This window comes from Kitasatospora brasiliensis (assembly GCF_032654805.1).
In the GTDB taxonomy this organism is placed as follows: Bacteria; Actinomycetota; Actinomycetes; order Streptomycetales; family Streptomycetaceae; genus Kitasatospora; species Kitasatospora brasiliensis.
In genome coordinates, this window is the sequence record NZ_JAUOOW010000009.1 from 102250 (window position 1) to 124194 (window position 21945).

The 21945-nt window shown below is 74.5% G+C and carries 10 protein-coding genes; 9 read left to right on the forward strand and 1 reads right to left on the reverse strand.

Annotated elements, in window-relative coordinates:
* The first annotated feature begins 66 nt into the window (after positions 1–66).
* The 6 genes from QWJ13_RS30715 to QWJ13_RS30735 all read left to right on the forward strand — a co-directional run bounded on the left by QWJ13_RS30715 (position 67) and on the right by QWJ13_RS30735 (position 17672).
* Positions 67–525: a PaaI family thioesterase gene (locus QWJ13_RS30715; RefSeq protein ID WP_316528606.1), complete on the forward strand. Its 459-nt coding sequence runs from the start codon at positions 67–69 to the stop codon at positions 523–525.
* A 154-nt stretch (positions 526–679) separates the two neighbouring features.
* Complete coding sequence (locus QWJ13_RS34490; protein WP_489753402.1) at positions 680–850, forward strand: DUF8730 family Cys-rich protein; 171 nt, start codon at positions 680–682, stop codon at positions 848–850.
* A gap of 199 nt (positions 851–1049) precedes the next feature.
* Positions 1050–2321, forward strand: coding sequence for an MFS transporter (locus QWJ13_RS30720; protein WP_316528608.1), 1272 nt, complete (start codon positions 1050–1052; stop codon positions 2319–2321).
* Between the two features lie 199 nt (positions 2322–2520).
* Positions 2521–15567 (forward strand): non-ribosomal peptide synthetase/type I polyketide synthase, encoded by a 13047-nt coding sequence (locus tag QWJ13_RS30725; protein ID WP_316528609.1) that lies wholly within the window; start codon positions 2521–2523, stop codon positions 15565–15567.
* Entirely contained in the window at positions 15564–17033 is a 1470-nt protein-coding gene (locus QWJ13_RS30730; RefSeq protein ID WP_316528610.1) for a condensation domain-containing protein, read from the forward strand. Before QWJ13_RS30725 ends, QWJ13_RS30730 begins: the two co-directional genes overlap by 4 nt.
* A gap of 201 nt (positions 17034–17234) precedes the next feature.
* Positions 17235–17672, forward strand: a complete 438-nt coding sequence (locus QWJ13_RS30735) for a universal stress protein (RefSeq protein ID WP_316528612.1) — start codon at positions 17235–17237, stop codon at positions 17670–17672.
* Between the two features lie 18 nt (positions 17673–17690).
* Here QWJ13_RS30735 and QWJ13_RS30740 read toward each other — a convergent pair whose 3' ends face one another.
* Positions 17691–18395, reverse strand: a complete 705-nt coding sequence (locus tag QWJ13_RS30740; RefSeq protein WP_316528614.1) for a GNAT family N-acetyltransferase — start codon at positions 18393–18395, stop codon at positions 17691–17693.
* Between the two features lie 229 nt (positions 18396–18624).
* Here QWJ13_RS30740 and QWJ13_RS30745 point away from each other — a divergent pair, with 229 nt between their 5' ends.
* From QWJ13_RS30745 to QWJ13_RS30755, 3 genes are all read left to right on the forward strand, one after another.
* Positions 18625–20172: an MFS transporter gene (locus QWJ13_RS30745; RefSeq protein WP_316528616.1), complete on the forward strand. Its 1548-nt coding sequence runs from the start codon at positions 18625–18627 to the stop codon at positions 20170–20172.
* A 130-nt stretch (positions 20173–20302) separates the two neighbouring features.
* The gene (locus QWJ13_RS30750) at positions 20303–20692 is read left to right on the forward strand and encodes an SCO5389 family protein (RefSeq protein WP_316528617.1); all 390 of its coding nucleotides are present in this window, start codon (positions 20303–20305) and stop codon (positions 20690–20692) included.
* Between the two features lie 198 nt (positions 20693–20890).
* Positions 20891–21919 (forward strand): LLM class flavin-dependent oxidoreductase, encoded by a 1029-nt coding sequence (locus QWJ13_RS30755; protein WP_316528618.1) that lies wholly within the window; start codon positions 20891–20893, stop codon positions 21917–21919.
* Positions 21920–21945: the final 26 nt, after the last annotated feature.

Below are 21945 nucleotides of genomic sequence, written 5' to 3' on the forward strand. Positions count from 1 at the left end.
AGCTGGCCGGAAGCAAGCCTGAACCGCCCCATCCGCACCATCGGACCGACGGATACGCTGAGGCCCATGACCACCGATTCGAACGCGGCGGTCGCCACCGCCGACGTCCTCCTGGGCCCCGATCAGCTCAATGACCTGATCGCCGAGCAGTTCCCCGACTACGCCGCCTGCCGGGTGGCCGAGGTGGACGGCCGCACCCTGACCCTGGCGGTGGACGGCGACCGGCTGCGCACCCGCCCGGGCGGCACGATCTCGGGACCGGAGCAGGCCGGGCTGTGCGACCTGGCGGCGTTCCTCCTGATCAACGCCCGGCTGGGGACCACCCTGATGGCGCTGACCAGCTCGTTGCAGATCAGCTTCCTCAACCGGCCGCGACCGGGGGCGCTGCTGGTGCGTGCCAGGACGGCCAAGTTCGGGCGGCGGCTGTGCGTGGTGCTGGCCGAGCTGCTGGACGCCGACGAGGTCCTGGTCGCCAGCGCCACGCTGACCTACGCGATCCCGCCGGCCCGTTCCGGGACCGTCTGACCGCTCCCCGCCTACCCCCCCCCCCCCCCCCCCCCCCGGGTGGGCTTGGCCCCAAAAATACCGGGCGGGGTATATTGGCAGGGTGGTCCCGCCCCGGGTTTCCGAGAGCCCCGGGTTCCCGAGAGCCCCGGGGCCCTTGAGAACGGAGAACGACATGTGCCGACGAGTCGCCTGCCGCACCTGCGGGAAGCCGACCTTTGCCGGGTGCGGGATGCACGTGGAGCAGGTCCTGGCCGGGATTCCCAAGTCCGCCCGGTGCGACTGCGCCCAGCAGGGCCGCACGGCAGGAAAGGGCTGGTTCGGCAGGCTGTTCGGCCGCCGCTGACCCCCGCACCACCCGTCGCCCTGGCCGTACGTACCCCGACAACCGGCCAGGGTGGCGTAAACGCGACGACACAAGTCCGATGAAAACATAATCTTTCGGACAGAAAACGATCAAGGTATTGCCCCTCCCCCGCAGTCACCCCTAGGTTGCAGCGCAATGTCACGCTGAGCTGCCGTACGGCGGGCCCGGGGAGAAGACGATGCCGGACACCGCGCTGGAAACACCGCACGACGCCACGAGCAAGCTGCCCCGGGTCTTCTACCGGTTGGCGGCCGGCGATGCTCTGTCCACATACGGGAGTCAGCTCGACCTCGTCGCGCTGAGCCTGTTCGCGTACGAAGCCGCCGGGAACGCGCTCGGCACCGCCGGATACCTGGTGCTGCGACTGGGCGGCGGCCTCGCCGGCGGGCTGCTCGCCGGGCGCCTGGTGGCCCGGCTGGACCGACGACGGCTGATGACCGCCTGTGCGCTCGCCCAGGCGATCGCCCTGGTCGTGGTGGCCCTCGTCCCGCCCGCGGCCCGCATCCCGGTGCTCTACCCGCTCGCCCTGATCCTCGGCGGCGCGGCCGCGGTGGCCTCCGTCGCGCTGCGCACCAGCATCCCCGAGATGGTCGGCTCCGACCGCCGGGCCCACGCCAACAGCCTGATGGCGAGCTGCCGTTCGACCGCGATGGTGCTCGGCTTCGCGTCCGCGGGCGTGGTGGTCGCCTGGGCCGGCTTCCGCGCCGCGCTGCTCATCGACGCGTCGAGTTTCGTCCTGTTCGGGGCGCTGGTGGTCCGGCTGCCGCTGCCCACCCGGGCCGCGTCGACGTCGGCCGAGACGCCGAGCGAGACGCCGGCGGACGGGCCCGAATCGGAGCCGAAACGGCGCGGCCCCCGCTGGCAGGCGCTGATCGTCCTGCGGGCCGCCCCGGTGGTGGGCGCCATGGCCGGAATCCGGCTGCTGGACGCCTTCGGCTCGGCCGCCCACAACATCAGCCTGCCCGTCTTCGCCAACGAGTCCTCCCCCGGCAACCCGGCGGCGCTGCTCGGCACCTTCTGGGCCACCTGGGCGATCGGCAACCTCGCCGCCCAACAGCTGGTCTCCCGGTTCATGCTGCGGCGGGGCATCGAACCCGGCGAGCGCGCCTTCGCGCTGGGCACCTGCCTGATGTCCGCCTGCTTCATCCTGATCTTCACCGACCTGCCGACCCCCCTCTTCCTGCTGGTCGCGATCGGCGCCGGCCTCGGCGACGGCTTCACCGAGATCTCGTACACCACCCGGATCCAGGCCCTCGCCGACGAGCGGCGCGGCCAGGCCTTCGGCATCCTCGCCTCCGCCGAGAACGTCGGCATGGGCACCGGGATGCTGCTCAGCGGCTCGCTGCTGGCGCTGCTCAGCCCGCTGACCGTGGTCGGCGTCTCGCACTCCGTCCCGATCGTGCTGGCGCTCGCCTTCCTGGTGCTGGTCTCCCGCGCCCGCCGCTCCTGAGCACACCCCTTCGCCCCTCCGGCGTCCCCGCGCCACAGCCACCCCGCACCGCCGGCGCCCCGCGCCGTGAACACCGCAGGAACCCCCGCAGCACCGGCGCCCCCGCGCCGTGAACACCCCGCACATCTCCGCTCCCCCTCCCTCATCCGGGGCGGCCCACACCCGCGCCCCGGCACCGATCCGAAAGGTGCCGCACCTCATGAGCCCCACCGGTCCCGACCACGGCCGGCTGCATGACCTGGAAGCCCGACTGCTGCTGCGCCCCGAGATCGCCGACTGCGCGCTGCTGCCCGTCGAGCACGACAACGGCCGCACCGGACTGCTGGCCTATCTGGTGCCGGCCGTCGACGGCGATCCCGAGGCCCTGCGCCGCCTGGCCGCCGCCGCGCTGCTGGACGCCGATCCGAGCGCCGAACTGCACCTCCTGGACGGCATCGTCCGCACCCCCGAGGGCGAACCCGACGCCGCCGCGCTGGCCGCGGCGCTCGACCGCGCGCCCGCCGGGCCCGGCCCCGCCCTCCGCCACCTGCGCGAACTCACCGACCACTGGCGGCCGTTCGGCGAGGCGTCGAGCACGACCGGCGCCGCTTCGGCGGCACCGGCCACCGCCCCCGAGGGCCCCGGGGTGGAGGCCGTCGGCGCCCCGCTGCCCACCCCGGCGCCGGACGCGCCCCGCACGCTGCGGGAGGCGCTGCTGCGCGCCGCCGAGCTGCACCCGGAGCGCGGACTGCACCTGATCCGCCCGGGCGGCGGGGCCACCAGGCTGACGTACCGTCAACTCCTCGACCAGTCACGCGAGATCCTCGCCCTCCTGGCCGCCGCCGGGGTGAACTCCGGGGACCGGGTGATCCTCCAGGTCCCGGACCCGGAGTACTACTTCCCCGCCCTGTGGGCCTGCCTGCTCGGCGGCGTGCAGCCCGTCACGGTGGCCCGCCCGCCGGACTACCACGAGCGCAACCCCGTCCTGGAGAAGCTCTGGCACGCCTGGCAGACCCTGGAGGAGCCGCCGGTGCTCGCCTGCGGTCCCGCCGTGGCCGGCCTGGAGCGGCTCGGGGAGCTGTACCCGGCGCCGGGCCTACGGGTGATCGCGGTCGACCGGCCCGCCGACGGCTGCGAACCCGCCCCCGAGCACGCCCCCGAGCCCGGCGACGTCGCGATGCTGCAGCTGTCCTCCGGCAGCACCGGGCGCTCCAAGGCGGTGCAGATCACCCACCGGGGCATCCTGGAGTACGTGGTCGGAGCCGTCTCCCACGGCTGCGACCCGGCCGACACCACGGTCAACTGGCTGCCCCTGGACCACGTCGCCGGACTGCTGATGTTCCACCTGCGCGATGTGGTGCTGGCCGCCGACCAGGTGCAGATCCCCACCGAACTCGTGCTCGCCGACCCGCTGGTCTGGCTGGACGCGCTGGAGCGCTACCGGGCGGCCCACTCCTGGTCCCCCAACTTCGGCTTCCGGCTGGTCGCCGAGGCCGTCCGGGCCGCCGGCCCCGGCCGCCACTGGGACCTCTCCTCGGTCAAGTCCCTGATCAACGCCGGGGAGCAGTGCACCGAGGCGGTGCTGGACGAGTTCCTGGCCGCCACCGCCCCGTTCGGCCTGCGCGCCGAGCACCTGCTGCTGGGCTGGGGCATGGCCGAGACCTGCACGGTGATCACCTACAAGCGCTACCACGAGGAGGGCGCGCGCCGGCTGGTGCGCACCGACTCGCTGACCGGCCGGCTGGAGCCCGTCGACGCCGACTCGGCGGAGCGCGGCACCGCCTTCCTCAGCATGGGCCGCCCCGCGCCCGGCGCCCGGATGCGGGTGGCCGACGACGACGGCCGGGCGCTGCCCGAGCACTGGGTGGGCCGACTCCAGGTCCACTCGGGCCGGGTGACGCCGGGGTACCTGAACAACCCGCCGGCCAACCAGGAGGCCTTCGTCGGCGACGACTGGTTCGACACCGGGGACCTGGCCTTCCTGGCCGACGGCGAGGTGATTCTCACCGGCCGTCGCAAGGAGATCATCATCGTCAACGGCGTGCACTACTTCTGCCACGAGCTGGAGGACGTGGTGGCCTCCGTGGCGGGGGTGCGCTCCGGCCACGTCGCGGCCTTCGGGGTGCCGGACGAGCGCACCGGCACCGAGCAGCTGGTGATCGCCTACGTCCAGAGCGACCCGGACGCCCCCGCGCCGCCCGTCGCCGCCGAGGTGCGGCAGCTGCTGGCGGCCCGCCGACAGCCCGCCCCCGCCCTGGTGCTCCCCGTCCCGGCGGCCGACTTCCCGCGCACCACCAGCGGCAAGATCCAGCGCACCGCGCTGCGCCGCCGTCTGCTGGACGGCGAACTCGACGACCACATCGTGGCGTTGGACCTGGCCGAGGCCAACTCCCGGACGCTGCCCGACTGCGTACGGCAGCTGCGCTGGGAGCCCCGCCCGGCACCGCGGGCCACGGAGACTCCGTCCACCGAGGACACGATTCTGCTCGTCGGCCCGTCCGGCCCCGGCACCCTCACCGAAGCCCTGGCCGCCGCCCTGCCGAACGCCCTGGTGGTCGACCGGCAGCCGATCGCCGACCCCGAGGACTGGCTGCGCGCCCTCGGAGAGCGGTCCGCCGACCGGCTGGTCTACCTGTGGAGCGCGGCCGACGGCGACGCCGGATCGGCCCAGCCGGACGAGGCGCTGCTCGCCCTGCTGCGGGCGCTCCCGGCGGGGTCGCCGGTCCGCGAACTGGTCTCCGTCAGCACCGGGCTGCACGCCGTGCTCCCCGGTGAACTCCCCCGGCCCCGAGCGGCGTTGACCGCCGCCCTGACCGCCGGGGCACGCGCCGAACAGCTCGTCCCGGCCGCCCGGCACCTCGACCTGCCGGACGGCGCGCCGGTCGCCGAGCAGGCCGCCGCCCTGCTCGCCCTGCTGGCCGACCCCCGGCCGGAGCCCGAGTGGGCCTGGCGGGACGGCCGCCCGTGGGCTCCCCGGCTGGCACCGGTCGAAGCGGCCTCCGGACCGGCCGAGCAGAGCTGTTCGCTGCTCACCCCCGGCGCCCACTACCTGGTCACCGGCGGCCTCGGCGGGATCGCCGCCGAGCTGCTCCCCGGGCTGCTGCGCGAGTACGGCTCCCGGCTGCTGATCGTCGGCCGCAGCGACCTGGACGCCCCGACCGCCGAGGCCGCCGAGCGCCGTGCCGCGCTGCGCCGACTGACCGCCCAGGGCGGTCAGGTCACTTACCGACAAGCCGATGTGACGGATCGTCAACAACTCGCGGCGGTGCTCGCCGAGGCCGAGCGCGAGTGGCAGGCCCCGCTGGACGGCGTGCTCCACCTGGCCGGCGGCTACCGGCTCGCACTGCTCGCCGACACCGACACCGAGGGCTGGCGCGAGGCCGTCCGGGCGAAGTCCGAGGGCACCGAGCACCTGATCGAGCTGGTCCGGCAGCGGCCCGGCGCGCAGTTCGTCGCCTTCTCCTCGATGATCGGCCTCCAGGAGGCCGTCGGCTCCACCGGGTACGCCGCCGCCAACCGCTACCTGGAGAGCGCCGTCGACCGGCTGCGCCGGGAGACCGGCGCCTCGGCCTGGACGATCTCCTGGGGCCTGTGGAGCGGGATCGGCATGAACCGCGACACCGAGAACGAGCAGGCCGCCGCCGCGCGGGGCATCGCCGTGCTGAGCGCCGCGCACGGCCGCCGGCTGGCCTCGCTGCTGCTGGCCGGCGCCCCGGGCCACCACTACGCCGGTCCGAACCCGAGTTCCCCCGCCGCCCGCCGCCGACTGCTCGCCACCGCGCCGCGCCCGGTCACCGCCGCCGCGTCGGCGCCGTCCGCCACGGCACCGGCACCCGCCGCACGGCCCGCGGCCGGCCCGGCCACCGAGCGGCCCGCGCCCTCCGCACTGCGCCGGCTCGTCCTGGACGCCTTCGAGTCCGTCCTCGACGCCCCGCTGGACCCGGGCCGCCCGCTCGCCGAACTCGGCATCGGCTCCCTCCAGTTGATGCGGGTGCACGGCGCGCTGAGCGCCGCGCTGCCCACCCCGCCGGCGCCCACCGAGCTGTTCCGCCACCCCACCGTGGACGCGCTGGTCTCCCACCTGTCCGCTGAACCGACCGCTCCCGCCGCCGCGCTCGCCTCCCCCGTCGCCGGGCCCGGCGACGACCGCCGGATCGCGATCGTCGGCCTCGCGCTGCGTCTGCCCGGCGCCGACAGCCCCGAGCAGTACTGGCGCAACATCGTCGACGGCGTCCGGAGCACCACCCGGTTCACCGAGGAGGAGCTGGCGGCGGCCGGACTGCGCCCCGAGGAGTACCGCCACCCCGACTACGTCCCGGTCACCGGAGCACTGCCCGACACCGACCACTTCGACGCCGAGGCGTTCGGCATCAGCGGCGCCGAGGCCGCGCTGATGGACCCCCAGCAGCGCCTGCTGCTGGAGATCTGCCGCCAGGCCCTGGAGGACGGCGGCTACGACGCGCCCGACCCGGAGCGCCGGGTCGGGGTCTTCGCCGGCACCGGGATGACCCTGTACGCGCTGCGCACCTACTACCAGCACACCCTGGCCGCCACCGCCGACCCGACCGAACCGGTGGCCGCGCTCCAGACGGCGATCGGCAATCAGGCGGACTTCGCCGCCACCCGGGTCGCCTACCGGCTGGGCCTCACCGGACCGGCCATCGGCGTGCAGACGGCCTGCTCCACCTCCCTGGTCGCGGTGCACCTGGCGGTGCAGTCGCTGCTGGCGGGCGACTGCGAGCTGGCCCTGGCCGGCGCCGCCGCCCTGCACGTCCCGCAGGCCGCCGGCTACCGCTACGAGGAGGGCTCGATCCTCTCCCCCGACGGCGAGTGCCGGGCCTTCGACGCCGCCGCCGGCGGCACGGTCGGCGGCAACGGCGTCGCGGCCGTCCTGCTCAAGCGCCTGGACCGGGCGCTGGCGGACGGCGACACCGTGCACGGGGTGATCCTCGGCTCGGCCGTCAACAACGACGGCGGGCGGAAGGTCGGCTACACCGCGCCCAGCGTGGACGGGCAGGCCGCAGTGATCGGCCGGGCCCTGGACCTGGCGGGCGTGCCGGCCGACAGCATCGGCTACATCGAGGCGCACGGCACCGGCACCCCGCTCGGCGACCCGATCGAGTTCCGGGCGCTGACCCAGGCCTTCCGCGCCCGCACCGAGGCCGCCGAGTTCTGCTCGCTCGGCTCGGTGAAGCCCAACATCGGCCACCTGGACACCTGCGCCGGCATGGCGGGCCTGATCAAGGCCCTGCTGGTGCTGCGGCACGGCACCATCCCGCCGCTGGTGAACTTCGAGCGCCCCAACCCCGCCCTGGAACTGGACGACAGCCCCTTCCGGCTCGCCGCCGAGCGCCGGGACTGGCCGCAGGGCCCCACCCCGCGCCGGGCCGGTGTCAGCGCCCTGGGCGTCGGCGGCACCAACGCCCACCTGGTGCTGGAGCAGGCCCCGGCGGTCTCCGTCCCGGCGCCGCGGTCGGCCCCGACCGTGCTGCCGCTCTCCGCCCGCAACGCCCAGGGCCTGACCGACCTGGCCGCACGGCTCCGCGACCGGCTCGCCGCCGAACCGGCCCCCGGGCCCGGCGACCTGCCGCTCACCCTCGGCGGCGGCCGGCGCGCGCTGCGCCACCGGCTGGCCGTCACCGGCGCCGATCCGGCCGCCCTGGTCAAGGGCTTGGACGCCTTCCTGGCGGGCCGGCCCGCCGCCGCCGCGGCGCACCGCGAGGCGGGGCGCGGCGAGGCGCGGCCGGTGCTGCTCTTCACCGGCCAGGGCGCCCAGTACCGGGGCATGGCCGCCGAGCTGTACCAGGCCTTCCCCGGCTTCCGCGCCGTCCTGGACACCTGCGACCGGCTGCACCGCGAGAGCTGGGGCGAGCCGCTGCTGCTCGACCCCGCGCCGCAGGACGCCGAGGACAGCTGGACCACCGAGGCGGCGCAGCCCGCGCTGTTCGCCCTCCAGGCCGCCTACCTGCGGCTCTGGCAGGACCTCGGGGTCCGTCCGGCCGCCGTCGCCGGGCACAGCGCCGGGGAGTACGCGGCGTTCCACGCGGCCGGCGCGCTCGACCTGGCCGACGGAATGTTCCTGACCGCGCTGCGCGGCCGGCTGATGCACCGGCTGACCGAACCGGGCGCCATGACGGTGGTCTCGGCCGGTCTCGACCGGCTGTCCGGGCTCGGCGACTGGCTGTCCGGGGTGGAGCTGGCCGTGGTCAACGGCAGGGGCCAGTGCGTGCTGGCCGGCCCGACCCGCGAGATCGCCGCCGCCGAGGCCGTCCTGGCCGCCGACGGAATCTCCACCGAGCGGCTGGCCGCCGACCGGGCGTTCCACTCCCGGCTGCTCGACCCGATGCTCGACCCCTTCCGCGACCAGCTCGCCCGGCTGCGGCTGCGGCCGCTGACCGTACCGCTGGTCAGCAATCTCGGCGGCGAGGTGCTGGAGCCGGGGACCGTCCCGACGCCCGAGTACTTCGTCCGGCAGACCCGGGAGACCGCCCGCTTCGACCAGGTGCTCGCCGCGCTCGACGGGCAGGGCCACGAGCTCTACCTGGAGATCGGCCCGCACCCGACGCTGACCGGCATGGGCCGCCGGGAGCTGCCGGAGCGCCACTTCGTGGCCGGCGGCCGTCGCGGCGCCTCGCCGGAGCAGCAGTTCGACGCCGCCGCGGCCGCGCTCTGGTCGTACGGCGTCCCGCTCGACTGGGCCCGCTTCGCCGCCGCCCGGGACTGGCCGGACGGACCGGCCCGCCGCGTCCCGCTGCCCACCACCGTCTTCCAACGCCGCCGGCACTGGTTCACCGCCACTGCCCGGACCACCACCGAGGACCCCGCCATGCGCCAGGAACCACCCCAGCAGACCGCCCCGGCCGTCCAGGCAGCGGCCACCGCACCGACGCCGAGCCCCGAGGAGCGGGCCGAGCAGGCCGTCCTGCGGCAGGTCGTCGAGCAGACGGCCCGCCAGCTCGGCTTCGACGAGAGCGCGGTCGGGACGGACGAGCCGTTCTTCGACCTGGGCGCCGACTCGCTCTCGATGATCAACATGATCCGGGACCTGGAGCGCGCGTTCCGAGTGCGGGTGTCGATGCGTGAGCTGTTCGAGGCGGCGGATACCCCGGCCCGGCTGGCCGGGCTGATCGCCTCCCGGCTGGACCCGGCGGTGCTGGCCACGCTGCTGCCGGCCGCCGAGCCGGAGCCGGTGGCGGCGCCCGAGCCGGTGGCCGAGCCCGTGCCCGCCCCCGCCCAGGCCACCCCGGTCGTCCAGGCTGCCCCTGCCGCCCCTGCCGCCCCGACCGTCCAGGCCCCGGCACCCCAGCCGGTGCCCCAGCCCGCGCCCCAGCCCGTGTTCAACGCCCCCGCCGCGCTCCCGCCGGTGAGCGACGGCACCGGCCTGATCGAGCGCCAGCTCGCGCTGCTCGGCCAGTTCTCCGACCTGATGCGCGACCAGCTCGGCCTGCTGGCCGGTACCGCCCCCGCGCCCGCGCTCCCCCCGGCGCCCATCCTCGCCGCCCTGCCCCCGGCCGCCGCGCCCGCCGCCGCCCCGGTCCCGGCCACCGCCGCCGAGGCCCCCGCCGCGACGCCCGCCGCAGCCCCCGCCCCGCAGGTGCACGGCCCCCGGGTGACCGTCTCCCGCGAGTCCGGCATGGCCTCCGGCGGCATGACCGACCAGCAGCGCGCCCACGTGGACGAGCTGGTCGCCCGCTTCACCGCCCGCACCACCGCCTCCAAGGCGATCACCCGCCGCCACCGCCGCACCCTCGCGGACAGCCGCGCCGTGGTCGGCTTCCGCTCCGGGACCAAGGAGATGCTCTACCCCCTCGCCGCCCGCCGGGCCCGGGGCTCCCGGCTGGAGGACGTCGACGGCAACCCGTACGTCGACATCACCATGGGCTTCGGCGTCCTGCTCTTCGGCCACGACCCGGAGTTCGTCTCCGAGGCCGTCCAGGAGCACCTGGCCTCCGGCCTGCGGCTGGGCCCGCGCGGCCCGGAGACCGGCGAGGCCGCCGAGCTGCTGGCCGAGCTGACCGGAGCCGAGCGGGTCGCCTTCGCCAACTCCGGCACCGAGGCGAACGCCGGGGCGATCCGGCTGGCCCGCGCGTACACCGGCCGGGACAAGATCGTCATGTTCGAGGGCTCCTACCACGGCCACTTCGACCACACCCTGGGCCGGACGCTGGGCCACGGCGCCGACCGGGAGACCGTCCCGGTGTCCATCGGCATCCCCGGCAGCGCGGTCGCGGACCTGCTGGTGCTGCGCTACGGCGACCCGGAGAGCCTCAAGGTCATCGAGGAGCACGGCGACCGGATCGCCGCCGTCCTGGTGGAGCCGGTGCAGAGCCGCCACCCCGGGCGCCAGCCCGCCGACTTCGTCCGCTCGCTGCGCGAGCTGACCAGCCGGCTCGGCATCGTCCTGGTCTTCGACCAGATGCTCACCGGATTCCGGCCCCACCTGCGCGGCGTCGAGGGCTTCTGGGGCGTCACCCCGGACGTGTCCACCTACGGCAAGGTGCTGGGCGGCGGCTACCCGATCGGCGCGATCGCCGGGCGGGCCGACATCATGGACGGGATCGACGGCGGCCACTGGGACTACGGGGACGACAGCTACCCGCCCAAGGACACCACCTTCTTCGGCGGCACCTACATCCAGCACCCGCTGGCGATGACGGCCGCGGGCGCGGTGCTGCGCCACCTCAAGGAGGCCGGCCCCGGCCTCCAGGAGCGGCTGAACGCCCGCACCGACGAGCTGGCGTCCACCCTGAACACCTTCTTCGAGGAGGAGGAGTTCCCGCTGCGCCTGGCCCACTTCGGCTCGCTGTTCCGCTTCGAGCCCCGGGCCGACATGGAGCTGCTCTTCCCCCACCTGCTGACCCGCGGGGTCTACGTGTGGGAGTGGCGCAACTTCTTCCTCTCCACCGCCCACACCGACGGCGACCTGGAGTTCGTGGTCGACGCGGTCCGCGAGTCGCTGCGCGACCTGCGGCGCGGCGGCTTCTTCCCGGCCTCCCCCGGTGTCCGGCTGCCGGCCCCGCGCCCGGCCGCCGCGCTCCCGGCGCCCGTCGAGGCCGTCCGCACCGAGACCGTCGAGACGTCGTACCAGCCGGTCAGCGACCCCCAGCGCCCGGTGGACTTCAGCCTCTACTTCTTCGGTGACTACCCGCTGGACTCCCCCGAGGACGAGAAGTACCGGATCGTCCTGGAGAGCGCCCGCTTCGCCGACCGGAACGACTTCCACTCCGTCTGGCTGCCCGAACGCCACTTCCACTCCTTCGGCGGTATCTTCCCCAACCCCTCGGTGCTCGCCGCCGCCCTCGCCCGGGAGACCAGCCGGATCCGGCTGAACGCGGGCTGCGCGGTGCTGCCGCTGCACCACCCGGTGCGGGTCGCCGAGGAGTGGTCGGTGGTCGACAACCTGTCCGGCGGCCGGGTCGGCCTCGGCTGCGCCAGCGGCTGGCACCCCAATGACTTCCTGTTCTTCCCGGAGAACTACGGCAGTCACAAGGAGCTGATGCACCGGCAGATCGACACCGTCCGGGCGCTGTGGCGCGGCGAGCCCTACCAGGGCCGCAACGGCAACGGCGAGCCGATCGAGGTGACCCTGCACCCGCGTCCGCTCCAGGAGCTGCCGCCGATGTTCACCGCGATCGTCGGCAACCCGGACAGCTTCCGCGAGGCGGCCCGGCACGACCTCGGCGTCATCACCAACCTGATGACCCAGGACGTCGCCCAGCTCGCCGAGAACATCGCGATCTACCGGCGCACCCGCGCCGAGCACGGCCTCGACCCCGAGGCGGGCCGGGTGGTCGTGCTGGTCCACACCTACCTGGGCACCGACCTGGCCACCGCCCGCGAGCAGGCCTACCGGCCGTTCTGCAACTACCTGCGCTCCTCGCTCTCGCTGTTCGGGCAGATGGCCAACAGCCTGGGCCTGACCCTGGACTTCGAGAACGCCCGCGAGGAGGACCTGGAGTACGTGCTGGAGCGCGCGTACGACCGGTACTGCGCCTCCCGCGCGCTGATCGGCACCCCGGAGAGCGTCCAGGGCGTGCTGTCCGAGCTGCGGGCGGCCGGCGCGGACGAGATCGCCGCCTTCGTGGACTTCGGCCTCTCCTCCGAGCTGGTCGCGGCCGGCCTGCCGCAGCTGGACGCCCTGCGCCGGGACACCCTGCGCGGCGCCCCGCTGTCCTACGCCCAGCAGCGGATGTGGTTCCTGCACCGGATGCTGCCGGACGGCGGGCAGTACAACGAGGTCAAGGCGATCGCCCTGGACGGCCCGCTCGACCCGCGGGCGCTGGACGGCGCGCTGCGCCGGCTGATCGAGCGCCACGTCGCGCTGCGCAGCGTCTTCCGGGAGCAGGACGGCGAACCGTTCCAGCAGGTGCTGGCCGCGCCCACCGGCCCGGTCCTCCAGCGGATCACCGCCGACCCGGCCTCGCCGGACCCGGTCGCCGACCTGGTCGCCGCCGAGGGCGCGCACCGCTTCGACCTGGCCGAGGGCCCGCTGTTCCGGGCGCTGCTGCTGGAGCGGGCCGCCGACCGGCACGTCCTGGTCCTGTCGATGCACCACATCGTGATCGACACCCTGTCCACCGAGGTGATCACCCGGGAGCTGGGCGAGCTGTACCTGGCCGCCCAGGAGGACCGGGCCGCCCACCTGCCGCCGCTCACCACCAGCCCGGCCGCCGAGGCCGCCCGGGAGCGGGCGCGGGTGGCCGCCGGCGAGTACGAGGAGAGCCTCGCCTACTGGCGCAAGGTGTTCGGCGGCGGCGACCTGCCGGTGCTGTCCCTGCCCACCGACCGGCCCCGCCCCGCGGTGCCGGACGGCCGCGGCCGCGCCTTCGTCCACCAGATGCCCGCCGAACTCGCCGACGACCTGCGGGAGTTGGCACGGTCCCGGCGCTCCACCCTGTTCATGGTGCTGCTGACCGCCTTCGCCGGCGTCCTCCAGCGGTACGCCGGCCAGGACGAGATCGTGGTGGGCACCCCGGTGGCCAACCGGGCCGAGGGCACCGAGGACCTGATCGGGTTCTTCGTCAACACCCTGGCGCTGCGCCTGGACCTGTCCGGTGAGCCGGACTTCGACGAGGCGCTGGGCCGGGTCCGCTCCACCGCGCTGGACGCCTACGAGCACCAGCAGCTGCCCTTCGAGGTGCTGGTGCAGGAGCTGAACCCGCAGCGCGACACCAGCCGCAACCCGCTGTTCCAGGTGCTGGTCGAGTTCGAGAACCACGCGGTCTTCGAGTTGGACCTGCCCGGAGTGACGGCCCGTCCGCTGGACCACGTGGCGGACCGCTCCGCCTTCGACCTGACGCTCTTCCTGACCAGCCTGCCCGAGGGCATCCGCTGCCACGTCGAGTACGCCGAGGCCCTGTTCGACCGGGGCACCGTCGACCGGCTGGTCGGCGCCTTCGAGCGGCTGCTGACCGCCGTGGTCGCCGAGCCGCACCGCCCGCTCGCCGAACTCACCGCCGTACCGGACACCGAGGCCGACGACGCCCTGGAGTGCGGACCGGCGGCCGACCCGAACCCCGCGCACCCGATCGCCACCTTCACGGCGACCGCGGCCGAGCGAGCCGAGCAGACCGCGGTGGTCGCCCCCGACGGCAGCGAGACGGACTACCGGACGCTGCTGGCCCGGGTCGAGGACCTGGCCGGCCGACTGCTGACGGCCGGTGTCCGCGAGGGTGACCGGGTGGGCGTGCTGCTGCCCCGCTCGGTGGACCAGGTGGCCTCGATGCTGGCCATCCTGCGCCTCGGCGCCTGCCACGTGCCGGTCGACCTGCTCCAGGGCCCCGAGCGCTGCCGCCTGATCGTCGAGGACTCCGCACCCGTCGTGCTGATCACCGACGCGGACGACGCCCCGGCCAAGCTCGGCCTGACGGTGCCGACGGTGCTGACCGGCGCCGCCCCAGCCGCCGGAGCCGTCGAGCTGCCCCCGCTGCCCGTCCCCTCGACGCAGGCGCCCGCGTACCTGCTGTACACCTCCGGGTCCACCGGCCGCCCCAAGGGCGTGCTGATGCACTCCCGGGGCCTGGCCCACATCATCGCCTGGAACATCACCGACGCTCCCGCCGCCCGTACCCTCCAGTACGCCTCCTGCGGGTTCGACGTCAGCGTCCAGGAGATCCTCACCACGCTCGGCGGCGGCGGCACCCTGCTGCTGATCGACGAGGAGACCCGCTACGACGTACGATCGCTGGCCGCCATGGTCCGGGCCACCCGGACCGAACGGGTCTACATGCCCTACACCCCGCTGGCCGCCCTGGCCGACGCGCTCGGCGACGAGCCGGCGCCGCACCTGCGGGAGATGATCTCCGGCGGCGAGCAGGTGCTGGTCACCCCCGGCCTGCGGACCTTCCTGCGCCGCAACCCCGGCTGCCGGCTGATCAACCAGTACGGCCCGACCGAGACCCACAGTCTGATGGGCTGCGAGGTCGACCCGGAGGGCCCGGAGTACGCGCCGGTCGGCCGCCCGGAGCGGGGCCTGCGGATCGTGCTGCTGGACGCCGCCGGACGCCGGGTGCCGCCGGGCGCTGTCGGCGAGATCCACGGGATCGGCGACCAGGTCGGCATCGGCTACCTCGGCCGCGAGGAGGAGACCGCCGCCCGCTTCATCGACACCCCCTACGGCCGCTGCTACCGCACCGGCGACCTCGGCCGGTGGCGGCCGGACGGCCTGATGGAGTACCTGGGCCGGGCCGACCGCCAGGTCAAGATCCGCGGCTACCGGGTCGAGCCGGGCGAGATCGAGAACGTGCTGCGCGGCATCCCCGGGGTGGGCGCGGCGGCGGTGGTGGCACGCAAGACCTCGGCGGGCACGGTGCTCGCCGGCTACGTCGGCTGCCCGGCCGCCGAGCTGCCCCGGGTCGCCGACCAGCTGGCCGACCTGCTGCCCGACTACCTGGTGCCCTCGCTCTGGGCGACCGTCGACACCCTGCCCTTCAACACCAACGGCAAGCTGAACACCGCCGCCCTGCCCGAGCCCCGGGCCCTCGGCGCCGACCGGCCGCAGGCCGTGCCGGCCACCGACCTGGAGCGCACCGTGCAGCGGCTCTGGGAGGAGGAGCTCGGCCGCCCCGCCGGGGTGGAGACCTCCTTCTTCGACCTGGGCGGGCACTCGCTGGCCGCCACCCGGCTGCTGAACCGGGTCCGCGAGGCGACCGGGCTGCGCATCGGCGTGCTGGACTTCTTCCGCCGCCCCACCATCCGGGCGATGGCCGCCCACCAGCCGGCCGTCGAGCAGGCTCCGGCCCCGACCTTCGAAGAGGGCACCCTGTGAGCGGCGGAGAAGACGGCTGGGCCCGGCTGGTCAAGCTGCTCGACGAGCGCGAGATCGTGCTGCGCACCACCGGTGAGCGGCTGAACTACCTGGCCCCCACGGGGGCGATGGACGAGGAGGTCACCGGCCTGGTCCGGGCCCACCGCGAGCGGCTGCTGACCACCCTGACCGGTGCCGGGGCCGCCCTGGCCGCCGCGCCGGCGGGAGCCCAGCAGCGGCGGATGCACGGGAGCCACGCTCACTCCGCCGACCCGGCGGTGTGGAACATCACCCAGCGGATCACCCTGCGCGGCCCCCTGGAGCCCGAGCGGCTGACCGGCGCCCTGACGGCGCTGACCGAGCGGCACGAGAGCCTGCGGACCCGGTTCCTGGACACCGACCTCGGGGTGCTCCAGCAGGTGCTGGCGAACACCCCCGTCGAGCTCCCCGTCGAGGACCTGCGGGGGCTCACCCCCGCGGGTCGGGCGGCGGCCCTCGCCGAGGCCACCGACGCCGAGATCCGCCGCCCGTTCGACCTCGCCGCACCCCCGCTGCTGCGCACCCGGCTGCTGCGCCCGGCGGAGCGGGAGTGGGTGCTGCTGCTGACCGTCCACCACATCGCCATCGACGGCTGGTCACTGGCCACCGTGCTGGACGACCTGGGCGCGCTCTACCGCACGGGCGGGCCGCTGCCCGAGGAGCCCGGCCGGATGACCGACCACGCCTGCTGGGAGCGGACAGTGGTCAACCGGGCCGCCATCACGGCGGCCGCCGACCACTGGGCCGGGGTCCTGCGCGGGGCCGAGCTCTCGGTGGACCTGCCCACCGACCGGCCGCGCCCCGAGCAGCGCTCCGGACACGGCGAGACCCTCGGGTTCCGCATCCCGGCGGCGGTGGCCGAGGCGGTCGGGCGCTACTCCGCCGCGCGCTCCACCACGGCCTCGGCCGTCCTGGTGGCGGCGTTGGCCCGACTGTTCGGCTCGCTCAGCGGCGCGCCGCAGATCCTGCTGCTGCTCTCCAACGCCAACCGCACCCGGGCGGCCGACGAGAAGGTGGTGGGCCTGATCACCAGCAGCATGCCGATCCTGGTGCCCACCGGCGGAGACGGCGGATTCGCGGGCCTCGTGGACCACGCGGCCGAGGCGATCGCCTCCGCCATCGACCACACGGTGACGCCGTTCGGCCTGCTGCTCGAACCGCTGCGCGAACGCGGCGTCCACCTGCCGTCCTCGTTCCCGCAGATCCTGTTCGCCGTGCAGAGCACCCCGCCGATCGTCCTCGACCTCCCCGGCCTGACCGCCGAGGTCGAGGACCTTCCCGGGCCCTCCGCCCGCGCGGACTGCGCGCTCAACGTCACCCCGGACGCCGACGGCTACGCGGGCCTGGTCGAGTACGACACCGACCTGTTCGACCGGAGCACGATGCTGAGCTGGCTGGACGCCCTGGTGGCCGGCCTGGCGGAGCAGCTGGAGGTGCCACTGGGGTGAAACGGGGCTCCGGTGGGCGGTGATCCGCCCACCGGAGCCCGTCTCCGGGTCAGGAACCGCGCCTCAGCAGCGCCGCGGCTGGGAGGGCATCGACACCTGAGCCGGCCCCCCGTCACCCGGGTGGCGGGCCGTGGTGGCGGGGTCGTCGGCGGGCCAGCACCGTGGTCAGGGGGGCCGACGACCCACAGGACGGTGCAGCAGATGAACGCGAACGACTCCGCACCCCGCGTCGTGGTCGGCGTCGACGGCTCGCCGTCGTCCTACGCCGCGCTGCGCTGGGCGGCCCGGCACGCCGCGCTGATCGGCGGGGTGGTGGACGCGGTGGGCGCCTGGGAGCCGCCGAGCCACTACGGCTGGTCGGCGCCGATGGTCGACCCCACCTTCGACCGGGAGCTGGCCGCACGGCGGTTCGCCGACGAGCTGCACACGGTCCTCGGCGAGGAGGACCGGGCGGAAGTCCGCCAGTCGATCGTCATGGGCGACCCCGCCGACGTCCTGCTGGACGCGGCGAAGGGCGCCGAGGTGCTGGTGGTCGGCAGCCACGGCCGCGGCGGCTTCACCAGGGCCCTGCTGGGCTCGGTGAGCACCCACTGCGCCCAGCACGCCGACTGCCCGGTGGTCATCGTCCGGGCCGAGTAGCGCGGCGGCGCGCGGCCGTCAGGGAATGCGGAACCCGCGGAAGGCCACGGACGTGCGGGTCTCGAAGCCGAGGTGCTCGTAGAGCGCGACGGCGCCGGTGTTCGCCTCGGCGACGTGCAGGAAGGGGCGGTCGCCCCGCGCCAGGATGCGCGCGATGAGCAGCCCGATCAGGCGGGAGGCGTGGCCCTGCCCGCGTGCCTCGGCGGCGGTGCAGACGGCGCTGATCTCGGTCCACCCCGGGGGCCGGAGCCGTTCGCCGGCCATCGCCACCAGCGTGCCGCGATCGCGGATGCCCAGGTAGGTGCCGAGTTCGTGGGTGCGCGGCCGGAAGGGGCCCGGCTGGGCCCGCGCGACGAGGTCGAGCATCTCGGGCACGTCGTCCGCGCCCAGTTCGACCACGCCGCTCTCCGCCCCGGCCTCCGGGTGACCGGGCAGGTCGGTGCCGGACCAGAGCATCTGGCGGCCGTCCAGGGCGAACACCGGTTCCCAGTCGGACGGCGGGGTCGCCGGGCAGCTGAACAGGTCGGCGAGCTCGCCCCGGCCGAGCAGCTGTGCGAGGTCGGCCCACTCCCTCGGCCCCGGGTCGGCGGATATCGCGGCGAAGGTCGCGACTCCCGGCAGATAGGTGGCGGCCCGGCCGAGCCGCCGGGCGAGGTGCGTGTGGTGACCACGGAGAGACGCGCCCACCGGGTCGTCGAGCGCGACGGTGTCGCGGTTCACCATCCTGCTGTTCCTCTCCTGTCGTGCCCTGCGGCCAGGGTACGGGGCTCCCGAGGGCCCGCGACAGGGCCTTCGATCACCGGCCGCGCGGTTTCGCACTGTTGTCCGGAAGCCCCCGTATAGCCGTAATGAACGATTGTGTTCCCTATGCCCCGGGGATACCGTCGGTAGTGGTGAACGAATCCGTCTCCCCTGCCACCCTCAGACCCCTCACCCCATTGGGGGACTTGCCATGGCCACTTCGTCGCGCGCTCTGGCCGAGGCTTCGCCCGCGATCGCACGTCGGGGCCAGCACCCGGGGATAGCACTCACCGTCATCGCGGCCACCCAGCTCATGGTCGTTCTCGACATCACGATCGTGAACATCGCGCTGCCGCACATCCAGCACGCGCTGAGGTTCAACACCACCGACCTGTCCTGGGTGATCAACGCCTACACCCTGACCTTCGGCGGGCTGCTGCTGCTCGGCGGGCGGGCGGGCGACATCCTCGGACGGCGGCGGGTGTTCGTCGTGGGCGTCCTGGTCTTCAGCCTGGCCTCGCTGCTCGGCGGCCTCGCCCAGTCCTCCGCCTGGCTGCTGGCCGCCCGGGCGCTCCAGGGCCTGGGCGGCGCCATCGCCTCGCCGACGGCGCTCGCGCTGATCGCCACCAACTTCCGGGAGGGCCAGGAGCGCAACCGGGCCTTCGGGGTCTACTCCGCGGTGGCCGGCGCCGGAGGTGCCGTGGGCCTGCTGCTCGGCGGCATGCTCACCTCCTGGCTGTCCTGGCGCTGGGTGCTGTTCGTCAACGTGCCGATCGGCGTCGCGATCGCGCTGCTGGCGCCGCTCTACATCAACGAGTCCGAGCGCCACCCCGGCCGCTTCGACCTGCTCGGCGCCTTCACCGCCACCGCGGGCATGGTCTCGCTGGTCTACGGCTTCATCCGCGCCTCCGACCACGGCTGGACGGACGCCGTCACACTGACCTCGTTCAGCCTCGCCGTCGTCCTGATCGCCGCCTTCCTGGCCAACGAGCGGCGGGCACCCCAACCGATCACCCCGCTGCGGCTGTTCCGCGACCGCAACCGCTCCGGCGCGTACGGGCTGATGCTCTGCGTGTCCGCGACGATGTTCAGCATCTTCTTCTTCATCACCCTGTTCGTGCAGGAGATCCTCGGCTACAGCCCCCTGCGGGCCGGCTTCGCGTTCCTGCCGATCAGCGTGGCGATCGTGACCGCCGCCCAGTTCGCCGCCCGCACCCAACTGCGGTTCGGGCCCAAGCCCTTCCTGGTGACCGGCTCGCTCCTGGTGCTGGGAGGGGTGATCTGGGCGACCCGGATCGACCTCGGCACCGGCTATCTCGACGGCATCCTCGGGCCGACCATGATGTTCGGCTTCGGCATGGGCTCGATCTTCGTCCCCGCCACCCTGACCGTCGTCTCCAAGGTCTCCCCGCACGAGACCGGTGCGGCCACCGGGATGCTCAACACCACCCAGCAGGTCGGCGGCTCGCTCGGACTGTCGATCCTCGTCACGGTGTACGGCACGGCGAGCGCCGACGAGGCCCGGCAGCGGGCGGCCGCGTTCCTGCGGCACGCCACCCCGCGGCAGGTCGCCGAGTTCCATGCCACCGGCCGGCTTCCGGCGCCGTATTCCTCGCAGGTGCTGGTGCACGGCATCGCGAGCGCGTTCCAGATGGGCCTGGTGTTCGCGGCGCTGGCGGTGGCGATCGCGGTGTTCGTCATCAAGGTCGGCAGGCTGCCGGTGCCGCCCGCCGCCAGTCCTTCGAGGGGGCGCGCTTGACAGGGCGTCAGGTGGGCCGGGAGAGTCTTCCTTGCAATGGTTTTCATCTTCGATAACTGTTGCGGGCGAGCGCTGCCCCTCGCGGTCAGTGCGCCCACCGAAGCCCGACGCACCCCGAAAGAGGACCTCCATGTCGCTCGACGTCTCCCCCGCCCTCCTCGCCCAGGCCCAGCAGGGCCGCGTCGACCAGGCCGACTTCCTCGAAACCGTCCGCACCTCGCTCCCCTACGCCTACCAGGTCGTCGCCGGGCTCAGCACCGAACTCTCCGCCACTGAAGGCGAGTTCACCACCGACAACACCACGCCCAGCGACGAGGAGCGCGCCCAGCTGCTGCGCGCGCTCGCCAGCAACGCGATCCGGGGCAGCCTGGAGGACCACTTCGGGGTGAAGCTCGCCTTCGTCAACTGCCACCGGGTCGGCGCCTTCCGCCCCGGCTCCGAGGACAGCGAGGCCTACCGCGAGTTCACCTCGCTGCACAACCAGATCCGCAACCAGAGCCCCGAGCTGCGCAGCTGCTGACGACACCCGGACACGGCGGCTCCCACCCGGCCCGACCGGGTGGGAGCCGCCGTGCGTGACGCCCGTACATGACGCCCTGTTGCGCCGCGTTGCGGGCCGGTGTCCGGATCGCCCGCCGATCTTGTCGGGCGGTGCGGCGGCTGCGTACGTTCGAAGCGCACCACCGACCGGCCCACCCCTCACCCCGCGGAGCCCACCATGTCGCCGGACCCTCGCCCGCTGCGCAAACTCGGCTTCCTGACCATCGGGCTGTTCGACGAAGCGGACCCGCTCCGGGGCCACGAAGCCACCCTCGACCTCATCGCCCTCGGCGAGCACCTCGGCTTCGACAGCGCCTGGCTTCGCCAGCGCCACCTCCAGTACGGCATCTCCTCGCCCCTCACCGTCCTCGCCGCCGCCACCCAGCGCACCAGCCGCATTCGGCTCGGCACCGCCGTCACCCCGCTCGGCTGGGAGAACCCGCTGCGGCTCGCCGAGGACCTGGCCACCGTGGACGTGCTCTCCGGCGGCCGGCTCAACCCCGGATTCAGCGTCGGCACGCCGACCCACTACGAGCGGCTGCGCGACGCCCTCTACCCGGATACCGGCGAGCAGGAGGACTTCGGCCACCGGCGCGCCGAACGGCTGCTCGCCCTGGTCCGCGGCGAGGACGCCTCCGACTTCGCCGGCACCGAGGGCATCGAGGTGTACTCGCGCCGGGTGCAGCCGCACTCCCCCGGCCTGGCCGACCGGCTCTGGTACGGCGCCGGCAGCCTGCGCTCGGCTCACTGGGCCGGCGAGCACGGGCTCAACCTGCTCACCAGCAACGTGGTGAAGCCGCATGACGACGGCCCGTACGACTTCGCCGCCATCCAGGCCGCCCAGATCCGCGCTTTCCGCGAGCACCACCCCGACGGCGGGCGCGCCCGGGTCTCCCAGGGCCTGGTGGTCATCCCGACCGACAGCGCCACCCCCGAGCAGCGCGCCAGGTACCAGGCCTACGCCCTCGCCCGCACCCCGCGCACCCTCTCCCCGCAGGGACCGGCCCGGCTGCTGTTCGCCCCCGACCTGGTCGGCACGTCCGAGGAACTCGCCGAGCGGCTGCGCGCCCACGCCGGCTACCGCGAGGTCGAGGAAGTCGCCTTCGCGCTGCCGTTCAGCTTCGGGCACGAGGACTACGTCCAGATCCTCACCGACCTGGCGACCCGCCTCGGGCCCGCCCTCGGCTGGGCGCCGGGGCAGGACTGAGCCGCGACCCGAGCGGTGTGCGGCGC